Source organism: Desulfobulbaceae bacterium (genome assembly GCA_013792005.1).
Taxonomy (GTDB): domain Bacteria; phylum Desulfobacterota; class Desulfobulbia; order Desulfobulbales; family VMSU01; genus VMSU01.
In genome coordinates this window covers 1-11,155 of record VMSU01000202.1, presented here as the reverse complement: position 1 = coordinate 11,155, position 11,155 = coordinate 1, and the positions used below count along the sequence as shown (strand labels likewise).

Below are 11,155 nucleotides of genomic sequence, written 5' to 3'. Positions count from 1 at the left end.
CCTGCTCATGTGCGAAAAGCACACATCGCAGGCCGATGCCTAGCATCTGCGGCACTGCTGAATAGTTACGGTTCTGGGCTTCGGCATCTTTCTGGGTCAGAAGGTGGATAGTTACATTAAATGCAACCTTTTGGAGACAAAGCGTACCCCAAACCAAAATCATCCTTGTAAAAACAGCAGATTTTTTATTGAATAACTGATAGCTACTGCCAGCCCTAAGAAACATGCCCCAAGCACAAACAACGCGTAGTGCGCATTCAGACACAAAACAAAAACAAGGAGTTTGCGCAGACATGATTAATGATTTTGACATCACAACACTGGATTGGGAAAAGATCTTGAATGCCATTACCGATCTTGTTGCCGTCCTTGATAAGGATTTCAGAATCATCCAAGTCAATCGTGCGCTGGCTGAGTTTCTCAAACAATCTCCGGCAGCCCTGGTGGGGCAGAAGTGCTACGAGGTTATGCATGGACAAAACACCCCCTGGGACGGCTGCCCTCATGAACAGATGATGAAGCAGAAACTCCCCGCAACCCTGGAGGTGAACGATCCTTTCATCGGTATCCCACTGCTAATAACCGCCTCACCGATCACTAACAAGGAGGGAGAAATCATCGGGTCAGTACATGTTGCCAAGGATATTTCCTCAGTCAAAAAAATGCAGTACGCCCTTACCCTGCGCAATCAACAACTTGAAGCGTTGAACATGCTAACCAGCAGGGCCATCAGAAGCCAGAGCATCAAAGAGGTGGTACAGGTTGCCCTGGCAGAGGTCATGAAGGCATGCTCTCCAGACCTTGCGCTTTATTATACGGTAGCAGGTGACTGGTTGCTTCTTCAAGGTTCCGCTCCAATCGAAGAAGAGCACCTCAATCACAAGAAAAAAGTGGGCGAGTGTCTCTGCGGACTCGCCGCAGCGCATGGCTCTCCAGTCTTTTCAGAGAACATCTCATGCGACGTTCGTTGCACCTTAAGTGAATGCAAGGAGGCTGGCATCTGCTCTTTTGCCGCCCTACCCATTATCCACGATAATACAATCATCGGGGTCCTCGGGATCGCTTCGAGAACTGAAACCAAATACTCGGATAGCCGGGATTTCCTAGAAATCCTTGCTGCCACCGTCGGCCTTGTGGCCCATAACGCCCTGCTTATCGGAGAGATCAGAAAGGAAGCTGAGATGCTGGACCTTAAGGTAACCGCCCGCACTCGTGAACTGGAGGAAAAGAATAAAGACCTTCAAAGCAAGATGGCTGTTATCGAGCGAATGAACAAAATTTTTATCAACCGCGAACTGCGGATGGTGGAACTGAAGAAAAAGATCCAGGAACTGGAACGAAAAGGTGAAGATATGGATAACGAAACATGACCGATCAAGGCACGAACCCCAGACAGGACCTTGGCATTCAAAAAGGCTCTCTTCTTGCTCTCATCCTCTGCTTCGCCGGTTTATCCGCATACCTCTTTTTTGACTTCTACGATTCGGCCAAAACAACCGCAATCAGACAATTGAACGATCAACAACAGATCCACGCTAAACAGGCGGCCCAGGGCATTGCTGATTTTTTCAAAACGTGGACAGGCATTCTGACTTCGTTCTCGAAAATGGATGAGATAATCAGCGTTGACGATAACGGCAAACGATATATGGCCTTATTCTACGAGGCGCATCAAGATCAAATCAAGTCAATCACCCGAGTCGATGAAAAGGGGGTGATCCTATACACCGTGCCCTTCAGCGGCGCTGAAGGCAGCGACATTTCAAACCAAAGACATGTGCGAGAGATCCTGAGGAACCACCAACCTGTCGTCAGCGATGTGTTCAAGACAGTCCAGGGATTTGATGCCGTTGCACTCCATGTGCCGGTCTTCAAGGGAGCGACCTTCAAGGGAACCGTCGCCATCGTCATTGACTTCACAAACCTTGCGACACGATATCTCGAAGTAATACAGATCGGCAAGACCGGCTACGCTTGGGTGATCAGTCACGACGGAACAACTCTCTACAGTCCTGTCCCCGGCTTTACCGGGAATTCCATTTTTGATAACTGCAAGGAGTGCCCTGAAATTCTCGCCATGGTGAAGGAGATGCTTCAGGGCCACCAGGGAACTGCAACCTACCTCTTCGATAAAATTGGGGCCACGACGGTAAAACCGGTAAAGAAGTATGCTGTCTATCTGCCTGTCGCCATTGGCAACAGTTTCTGGTCGATTGTCGTGGCCTCTTCTGAAGACGAGGTCCTCTCCGCCCTCGCCTCATTCAAGAACCGGCTGCTTCTGGTTATCGGCATGATCCTGATCGGCGGCGTCCTCTTTACCATCATCTGCACCAAAGCCTGGATGATTGTCGCAGCAGAAAAAACCCGTAAAAAGGCAGAAGAAAAACTTCGGGAAAGCGAACAATACAACCGCCTGCTGTTCGAATTATCTCCCATAGGCCTTGCCCTCTGCCGGCGGAATGGCTCCCTGGTGGACATCAACCCGGCATACGCCAAGATCATCGGACGATCTGTTGAGGAAACACTTAAACTCACCTATTGGGACATCACCCCCCCTAAATACCTGGAACTCGAACATGCTCAACTCAAAAATATTGAAAAAACAGGTAGATACGGACCATACGAGAAGGAGTACACCCATAAGGACGGCCGCCTGATCCCTGTCCGCTTGCAGGGACTGTTCATCGAAAAGAAAGGGGAGAAGTTCATCTGGTCAAGCGTTGAAGACGTCTCGGAGAGCAAAAAAGCAGAACGGGATTTGCTGAGAAACGAGAAGGTTCTCCGGCTTTTTGTCGAACACTCTCCCGCAGCAATCGCCATGTTCGATAACGAGATGAAATATATTTTTGCAAGCTCCCGATTCCTTGAGGACTATAACCTGGGCCAACAGAATGTCACCGGCCGCTCGCATTACGAAGTATTTCCGGATATTCCCGAACGCTGGCGGGCAATCCATAAACGCTGTCTTGCTGGGGCGATTGAACAGTGTGACGATGACCCCTTCCCGCATAAAAACGGAAGAGTGGATTGGGTGCGATGGGAAATCCGGCCCTGGTATGAAACCGAAGGAGAAATCGGCGGCATCATCCTGTTTTCCGAAGTGATCACCAAGCGCAAACAAGCTGAACTGGAGCTAACAAAGTACCGGGAGAATCTTGAAGAACTCGTCGATCAACGGACGGAACAGGTGGAGAAAGCCCAGGCAGCCTTGATGAATATGGTGGATGATTTGCAGATGAGCGCAGAGGCGCTGGAGCAGGCCAATGAACAGCTTAAAGAGATTGACCGCCTCAAATCCATCTTCATCGCCAGTATGAGCCATGAACTGAGAACTCCCCTGAACTCGGTCATAGGGTTTTCCAGTGTCCTCAGTAACGAATGGGCCGGCCCGGTGAGCGAAGAACAAAAAAAACTGCTGTTGACCATCAACAGGGCGGGCAAGCACCTGTTATCGCTGATCAACGATGTCATTGATATCTCAAAAATTGAATCGGGAAAACTCGATACCAGCCGAGAGGATTTTGATCTCTTTAATGTGGTCATCGAGGCGGTAGAAAATCTGGCAAAAGACCTCGCCGACAAGAAACTCTCGATAACTACCGAGATTCCGCATCTTGCGATGCATTCCGACCGAAGGCGACTGCTCCAGTGTATCCTTAATCTATTAAGCAATGCTGTAAAATTTACCACCAAAGGTGGTGTCCAGCTTATGGCCCGGACTGTAAAAGAGGGGGAACACATTGAAATCACAGTTACAGACACCGGGATAGGGATTAAAGAAGAGGATATGCCAAAACTCTTTCAATCCTTTGTCCGTTTTGATTCTCCGCTTCGCGCTTCAGTCCCCGGCACTGGCCTGGGGTTGTATCTTACCAAAAAACTTGTCAGAGAAACCCTGGGCGGTGAGATCTCCGCAAAAAGCACCCACGGCGCTGGCAGCTGCTTCACGCTCAACATCCCGGCAATCTTGAACAATGCACAGAAAGGAGTTACAACCACATGAACCCTGTTCTGGTAATAGAAGACAATATCGACAATCTGCTACTGATCACCTATGCCCTGAAAAACGCCGGGTATTCCGTCATCAGCGCCGAAACCGGCGAGGCCGGGGTTGAATTGGCGCGCCAGGAGCGGCCATATTTTATCCTGATGGATATCAACCTGCCTGGCATCGACGGCACTGAAGCGACCAGAAGGATCAGGATATCCGAGATCAACGATACTATTCCCATCATCGCCATCACCTCCTTTGCCCTGCAGGGAGATCGGGAGAAAATCCTTGCGGCAGGGTGTAATGGCTACTTTGAAAAACCGATTGACCCCAATACGATTGTAGATCAGATCCAGGCAATTCTATCGAAATGTGGCGCAAGGGAAAGCGGTTACTGAGACCACCACTCATCACCAGAGAAACATATGAAAATACTTATTGTTGATGATAACGCCGCAGACAGAACTCTGCTGCGCTACAACCTGGAGCATCACGGCTGCGAGGTTATAGAAGCTTCCGATGGGGCTGAGGGACTGCATCTGGCAAGCATCAACCAACCTGACCTGATCGTCTCAGACGCACTCATGCCGGTAATGGATGGCTTTCAGTTTTTGAGAGTAGCAAAAAATGATGTCACCCTCAGCCTCATCCCTTTTGTTTTTTATTCTGCCATCTACACCGGGAGGGAAGAAGTCGAATTCGCCCTCTCCTTAGGCGCCGATGCCTTTATTATCAAGCCAACTGACCCAGATGAGTTCTGGACTGAACTCAACAGAATCATCAACGCCAAAATTCTCCAAGAGACACAACCAACCCTTGCTACGCCAATCGATGACGAGCATGACTACCTGCAGCGGTACAGCAACATTGTCGCCACCAAACTTGAGGAAAAAGTAAAGGAGCTTGAAACCGCCAACACCAAAATCCTGGAATCTGAACAGTTCATCAAAAACATCGTGGAAAGTGTTGATGAGGGCATCGTCGTCATTGACCCAAACTACAGAATTCTCTCTACAAACAGGGCATACCTGCTTTTCTGCAAGAAACCGCCAGACGATATCTTAGGCAAACACTGCTTCGAATGTTCCCATGGATCACTCCAACCCTGTTATGAAAAAGGGATATACTGCCCGGTAAAAGAGACCTTTGAAACCGGGTCTGCTGCCACTACCTCCCACACCCATTTTGACAACAAAGGAGATTCCTCTTTATATGAGGTCAGATCTTTTCCCATGAAAAATACCCTGGGAGAAGTAACTGCGGTAATCAAGACAACTCGTGACATTACCGAAAAGACTAAACTTGAGGATCAACTTCGGCAATCCCAGAAAATGGAGTCCATCGGCACCCTGGCGGGTGGCATAGCCCACGATTTCAATAATATCCTGACCGCCATCATGGGCTATGGCGAAATCGCCCTCATGGGCATGGCAAAAGATGATCCCCAACGATCAAACATTGAGATCATGCTCCAAGGAGCCGATCGGGCCGCGCATCTTACCAAAGATCTCCTCCTCTTTAGCCGAAAGCAGAAGAGCCTGCGGAAAACCACCGACCTGAACAATATCATCAGACAGGTCGAAAAATTCCTAACAAAGGTCATCGGCGAGGATATCACCTGTAACTTTATCCTGCACGATCAGCCAATCATGATCAATGGTGACAGCCACCACCTTGAGCAGGTGCTGATGAACTTTGCCACCAATGCCCGCGATGCCATGCCCCAGGGCGGCTCTTTCACCGTCACCACGGAACAAATTCAGCTAAACAAAGGGTTCATTGCCACCCATGCCTACGGCAAGACTACCGCCTCCTATGCCTTGATAACCGTGACCGATACCGGCAATGGCATAAACGAGAAGACCAGACAACGGATTTTCGAACCTTTTTTCACCACCAAAGAAGTAGGCAAAGGCACGGGCCTGGGCATGGCAGTGGTCTATGGCATCATCCATCAGCATGAGGGCTACATCACCCTTGACAGTGAGCCCGGCAGAGGTGCGACATTTAAGATATACCTGCCGGTTGTTGAGTCAGCAGCCAAGAAAGAACCCCTGATTACACCGAATACCACCATGGCCACCGGCACGGAGACCATCCTGCTGGCAGAAGATGACGAGTCGGTGAGGAAGCTGCAATCCCATGTGCTGACACAATCCGGCTACACAGTTATCGAGGCGATTGACGGTGAGGATGCAGAACGGAAGTTTGTCGAGAACAAAGATCGCATCCAGCTCCTGCTGTTCGACTTTCTCTTGCCGAAGATGAATGGCAATGAGGCCTACGAAAAAATACGAGCACTTAAACCTGGAATAAAGGTTCTCTTCGTCAGCGGCTACGAGCCTGACCACATCCAACAAAATATTCGGGGAATGAGCCAATCCCAGATAATTCACAAACCAGTATCACCATCTGAACTCCTGCAAAAAGTGAGGAGCCGGTTAGATGAAACACCACCGTAACCCCGCCCGGACATTTCACCAACACCACTCTGGCAAGTGACTCAATATACTTTTCGTTAATTCAGGAACTCCTAGTGAAAGCAACCTAACCAAAAAAGGCATTAGCCAAGGAGTGGTCAACAATTATCCTTTAACATATTGTTTTCATGGCAAATGGGAAGTTTCCCCTATTGCACATCGTGGCACTTGTGAGTAAACAAGGATTCCGTAAATGTCCGCAATGAGAAATGACCATTAATGAGAAAGAGATGAATAAAAAATTAAACTGCTGGGAATTTTATAATTGTGGCAGAGAGCCAAACGGCCAGAGCAGTAAAGAACTTGGGGTTTGCCCTGCTGCAACAGAAAGAAGACTTGATGGTGTCCATAATGGTATCAATGCTGGCCGGGCATGTTGGGTTATTGCCGGGACGTATTGTCACGGAGAAACTCAAGGCTTGTTCGCCCAAAAATATTCAACATGCAAAGACTGTGAATTTTACCAACTGGTCCTGAATGAAAATTTTCATAATATCCGGGTGAGCCATGTTTTGCTCAAGGAAGTCCGCAAGGGTAATGCTATTCCGCAAAACAAGTAACCTGTAACCTCCCCCATCCATCTGCAGCGCTATGAACGTTTACAGTTCCGGGGTTATCTGTAGTTTCGGTGCCCTTAGTGAACGGCGACCCCACTACTGACAAATATCGCTTAACTCCGCAACTCCGTCCGGTGTGCGCTTCTCAGCGGGCCGCGGGCCAAGAGACACGCCATTGCCGAACATACCGTGATGCCCATGATCATTGGTCGTGCCGTGCCATCAACCAGCATACCCACGAGCCCCACAACCACCGCCCCGAGCATAAACTGCACCGTTCCCATCAGCGCCGATGCCGTACCTGCAATCGCGCCCTGTTCTTCCAGCGCAAGCACAGCGGTGATCGGCGTTACAAGCCCTAGAAAACCATACCCCAAGAACAGCAGGGCAATCAGCACATCAAGTCGATCAATACCCAGCAGGTTTAAGGTGAGAAGCAATGCCATAACAGCCGCATATCCGTTGACCGCCACCTTAACCACCGTGACCAGGCCGAAGCGTTTTCCAAGCAGACCAGTGAGTTGCGAGACGCCGATAAAGGAAGCAGCGTTGGCCGCAAAGGTGATGCTGTACTGGCGCGGCGTCAGACCATAGTGATTAATCAGAACGAATGAGGAATTGGCCAGATAGGCAAAAAAACTGGCGATACCAAACGCACCAACAAACACCACCCGTAAGAATTTGCGATCGCGCAGCAGCACGCTATACGCAGCAAAGGCGCTGCGGAGGCTACTGTCCACCCGCTGCGCAGGCGGTCGCGTCTCCGAAAAGCTGGCAAACAACAAGGCCAATCCCAGGATAGCGAAGACGGTGACAACCCAGAACACACTCCGCCACCCAGCCCACTCAATAAGCACGCTGCCAACCAGCGGAGCCAGGATCGGAGAGATGCTGAACACCAGCATCAGCCTCGACATAAGCCGCGCCGCATCACTCCCGGTGTACAGGTCGCGCACTACGGCGCGCGGCACCACCATCCCGGCACAGGCCCCCAGTCCTTGAATAAAACGGAACACGACCAACATCCGGATATCAGGGGCCAATGCGCAGCCGATGCTGCCAATGGCAAACACAACGAGACCAAAATACAACGGCACCTTGCGGCCCATCATATCGGACAACGGTCCATAAATAATCTGGCCGATGCCCATCGACACAAAAAAAACCATCAGAGTCGCCTGAACCGCGTTCATGGACGCCCCCAGGCTCAAACCGATAGAGGGTAGCGCCGGAAGGTACATGTCGATTGCAAAAGGACCGATGGCTGACAACAGTCCAAGTACCAGAGCTGTGCGAAAGAAAGATGATTGCATGGAGAATGGTGAGTCCAGATGAAAAGTTATTGCTACCCTTGCCGCTCGGCCCTATCGGATGGATGTGTCAAGTTTCTCACCCTCGGCCACCGGTGAGCATAGCACTGGGCGCCACATCGGAAACCGGCGTATTGAAGATCAAAAAAGAGCCATGTATCACAGCGCCTTTTTAACCAGCAGGTGCTTGTTCATTTCCCAACCCGACAATTTGCACCTTGATTATACGCTAACGGAGCCCGTTTCTAGAACTCTCTGGCATGTCGAAGGAGTTCTCCCCCCTAAAACTGACATACACCGTCACGTGACCCTTCTCGATCAGATGGTAGGAGGTGATAAGGATATCGCCAAGCCATCCGGTAGTAAGGGGCATATAGACAGGCCGCAGTTCGTACCCGATCACAATGTTCTTAGGTCCGTAAATTTCGCGCATTTCTTCGGCTCGAAATGCGGTGATATCGCTAATGAACCTACTCCCCATTTCCAGTGCCTCGGCAGCGGGAAGTCCTTTAATAATCCGATAATTAAACGCCGCCCCGAACGGAATAATTGCGTATTGGTCATCGGTGCGGTCAAGGATGGCGACCGTTCTGAAATCATGAGGATTTTGGCCGCCATAAAGGATGAGGTCATATGAGCCCGGGTCCGGCCCTATGGTTTTCAACATGCGGGTCCTGAGCAGGATGCCGGGGGCACAACCGCTCAAGAAGAGAAGAATTATGACGAGGACCACCGGAAGAGACATTCTCTTTGTTCCCATAGTCTACCTCCTCAACACAAATTTTTTGCGATCATATGATTTTTCTCCCTTATCAATCAATACTGGACTTTAGAGTTTCGCGATCTTTGAAAAAATCTGACAGAAGCAGAAAAAGTATTGACAAGACAACAAGTTGTCGATGCCGCTATGGACATCAAGGGATACCGTCATATCCCCAAAGCCCTGTTCGACATTATCACATTTTTGCCCCAAGCACTTCCGAAACGTTCAGTGCCAACGTTTCTAGAGTTGCTTTTTGGGGCCATGCTGACTCAAACAGGTAAACAATGACGCAGAAGCACCTCCTGCACGGGAAAATAAAATCGAGCAAACCCAACTATTGGAGGAGGCTGTACCTAATGAACGGCTGGACTTTGGAGCGACGGAAAAGGCAATCGGAAATGATTCGGCAATGGAGCCCGTGGGAACGATCCACCGGTCCACGAACGGAGGAAGGAAAACGGGCGAGCGCAAGGCGCGGATATAAAGGAGGGCTCAGGGGAAAGCTACGGAAGATTAGCCATGCGTTATGCGAGCAACGCCGGGAGCTTGAGGACATTGCCACATGAGTGAGGGCAGTACTCAATGACTTTAACTTGGATGGGATCAAGGATTTGATTAACTGCTTTGTCCGGGCTGAAAGATTTTGTGATAGATAGATTGGCGCGAGGATCAAAGAGGGAGAATTATTGGTTGTCCTTCAGGGGTTGACTACAATCAGCAAACATTGATGGAGCCCTTCAAGTTTCAGCCAGATAGAAGGCGGAATTTGGACGGCAGGACTAGCGTTAGCCCCACGCGGGTAAGTCGACGGAAAAGAGATTGACTTCCATAATAGGTCCGGCTATCGTTTCCCCCTCATTGGATGGTGGCGTTTGTTCTTGGCAATTTAAAATACTGCTGACCAAAAGGTTTGTTCTGAATCTCCCTAAAGAACCTTCTGTCGCCAATTCAATATGAATTTTGGGCAATAGCTGGGTTTTCTAGACTCTGACGCGTCCCCGGAAAAATGATCTTCCCCCTTTCACTTTGTCGAGAATTGCATGTCTGATTTTATTATGGGGGCGCTACAGGGCGTTCGTAGTAAACTGCTCGACCTCACTCGCCGAAACCGTCTGCTCAACTACAAAGAAAGTGCAAAGAGCATTCGTGTAGTTGATGAGCTGCCAGATGAAGTGTTCCGTATTCTCGTCCTTGAGGGGAAGTCAATGGAGTTCGTCCCTCTCCAGGATGATAGTGCCTCGGCTCAATTATCCATTCCCGGAATTAATCCCCTAACAGAGCGAAAAGGCGAAAGCGTTGATCGACAAAATGAACTCCCGACGCCAAGTTCGTTAGTTGCCAAAAAACACCGCGACACTCGCCTTCAGACACCATTTGCGGATGTTGTCCTTGAACGTCGGTGCAAAAAACTCCTTCAAGAATCACGAACCGCCATTGAAGAAACCGGAAGTAACCTTCTTCATCTGGCCATGGGGTTCGTCGAATGGTCTGAATCTGTTGATTCGTCTGAATTAACCAGGTCGCCTCTGATCCTCGTTCCAGTTAAAATTGAACGCACACGGATCAACCGTGAAACCAACTGTTACACCTATGTTATCTCCTATACCGGCGAAGATATAGAAACGAATCTTTCATTGGCTGAGAAGTTCAACCATGATTTCAACATGGTCCTTCCAACCCTTGATGAAGAAGTGCTTCCTGAAACTTATTTTCGTGACGTTACTGAGACGGTGGCCCGGCGTATCAACTGGCGTGTTGCAAGAGAAATGGTGTTGGGACTCTTTAGCTTCTCGAAACTCCTCATGTACCGAGATCTTGATCCTGACCGATGGCCGGAAGGAAGCAGGATAATCGATCATGAAAATATTACCCGAGTACTTGGCGGACGGAATGAGCCTGAGTCTGGCAATAAAATCTATGGCGAAGAGTATGATATTGACCGCGATCCTCGGGCGGCCGATACGCGACTAATTCTTGATGCCGACAGTTCTCAGACTTCAGTAATTATCGATGTGGTCCACAACAAAGAGAATTTGGTAGTTGAGGGACCACCT

General features: G+C 49.6%; 7 protein-coding genes and 1 pseudogene. 6 read left to right on the top strand and 2 right to left on the bottom strand.

Annotated features, from left to right (window positions below; translation table 11 throughout):
- Positions 1-224: 224 nt before the first annotated feature.
- The 5 genes and pseudogenes from FP815_13075 to FP815_13055 all read left to right on the top strand — a co-directional run bounded on the left by FP815_13075 (position 225) and on the right by FP815_13055 (position 6,953).
- Positions 225-1,370 (top strand): PAS domain-containing protein, encoded by a 1,146-nt coding sequence (locus FP815_13075; protein ID MBA3015856.1) that lies wholly within the window; start codon positions 225-227, stop codon positions 1,368-1,370.
- Positions 1,367-4,003, top strand: coding sequence for a PAS domain S-box protein (locus FP815_13070; GenBank protein MBA3015855.1), 2,637 nt, complete (start codon positions 1,367-1,369; stop codon positions 4,001-4,003). The genes FP815_13075 and FP815_13070 overlap by 4 nt, the downstream gene beginning before the upstream one ends.
- Entirely contained in the window at positions 4,000-4,389 is a 390-nt protein-coding gene (locus tag FP815_13065) for a response regulator (GenBank protein MBA3015854.1), read from the top strand. The genes FP815_13070 and FP815_13065 overlap by 4 nt, the downstream gene beginning before the upstream one ends.
- A 27-nt stretch (positions 4,390-4,416) precedes the next feature.
- The gene (locus tag FP815_13060; GenBank protein MBA3015853.1) at positions 4,417-6,453 is read left to right on the top strand and encodes a response regulator; all 2,037 of its coding nucleotides are present in this window, start codon (positions 4,417-4,419) and stop codon (positions 6,451-6,453) included.
- 248 nt (positions 6,454-6,701) lie between these two features.
- Positions 6,702-6,953, top strand: a pseudogene (locus FP815_13055) (hypothetical protein).
- A 188-nt stretch (positions 6,954-7,141) separates the two neighbouring features.
- On the opposite strand, the gene FP815_13050 reads toward FP815_13055, so the two are convergent.
- Together FP815_13050 and FP815_13045 are read right to left on the bottom strand one after the other, a co-directional pair.
- Entirely contained in the window at positions 7,142-8,341 is a 1,200-nt protein-coding gene (locus FP815_13050; protein MBA3015852.1) for a multidrug effflux MFS transporter, read from the bottom strand.
- Positions 8,342-8,567: 226 nt separating this feature from the next.
- Positions 8,568-9,098 carry a hypothetical protein gene (locus tag FP815_13045; GenBank protein MBA3015851.1) on the bottom strand — a complete coding sequence of 177 codons (531 nt, stop codon included), beginning with the start codon at positions 9,096-9,098 and terminating at the stop codon, positions 8,568-8,570.
- A gap of 1,043 nt (positions 9,099-10,141) precedes the next feature.
- On the opposite strand from FP815_13045, the gene FP815_13040 reads away from it, so the two are divergent.
- Positions 10,142-11,155: DUF4011 domain-containing protein (locus tag FP815_13040; protein ID MBA3015850.1), on the top strand; the 1,014-nt coding region annotated here is incomplete at its 3' end.